Here is a 927-nt window from a genome sequence, read left to right on the forward strand (position 1 = left end):
GATGATACCTATGATGATTGGTGCGCCTGATATGGCGTTGCCGAGAATGAATAACCTCAGCTTCTGGATTCTACCTTTTGCCTTTTTAATACTGATTGGATCACTCTTTACACCTGCTGGTGGCCCGAACTTTGGTTGGACATTCTACGCGCCGCTATCAACCACCTATGGCCCAGATAGTACCGCGTTATTTGTGTTTTCTGTGCACATCATGGGGATCAGTTCAATCATGGGGGCAATCAATGTCATTGTGACTATTGTAAATATGCGAGCTCCAGGCATGACTTGGTTCAAAATGCCGTTGTTTGTTTGGACATGGCTGATCACCGCGTTTTTGCTTATCGCTGTCATGCCGGTGTTAGCCGGTGCTGTAACCATGGTTCTAACGGATAAGTATTTTGGTACCAGCTTTTTTGATGCGGCGGGGGGCGGAGATCCGGTCTTGTTCCAGCATATATTCTGGTTCTTTGGACACCCTGAAGTTTATATCATGATCTTACCGTCGTTTGGGGTTGTCTCCGCTATATTACCTGCATTCAGCGGTAAAAAACTGTTTGGTTACCACTCAATGGTGTACGCAACGTGCAGTATCGCCTTGTTGTCGTTCCTTGTTTGGGCTCACCACATGTTTACCACGGGAATGCCTGTCTTTGCGGAACTGTTTTTCATGTATTGCACCATGTTGATCGCAGTGCCCACGGGGGTTAAAGTCTTCAATTGGGTGGCGACAATGTGGCAAGGTTCGCTGACGTTTGAAACGCCCATGCTGTTTTCTATCGCATTTATTGTGCTCTTTACGATTGGTGGCCTTTCTGGATTAATGCTTGCGATCGTCCCCGCTGATTTTCAATATCACGATACTTACTTTGTCGTGGCACATTTCCATTATGTTTTGGTGTCGGGAGCGGTCTTTTCAATTATGGCCGC

General features: G+C 46.6%; 1 protein-coding gene. It reads left to right on the forward strand.

What is annotated here, in order from left to right; translation table 11 throughout:
• Window positions 1-927 (forward strand): cbb3-type cytochrome c oxidase subunit I (locus ACP45E_RS20620; protein ID WP_198927775.1); only part of this gene is annotated, 927 nt, incomplete at both ends.

The organism is Vibrio genomosp. F10 str. 9ZD137 (assembly GCF_049974785.1).
Taxonomy (GTDB): Bacteria; Pseudomonadota; Gammaproteobacteria; order Enterobacterales; family Vibrionaceae; genus Vibrio.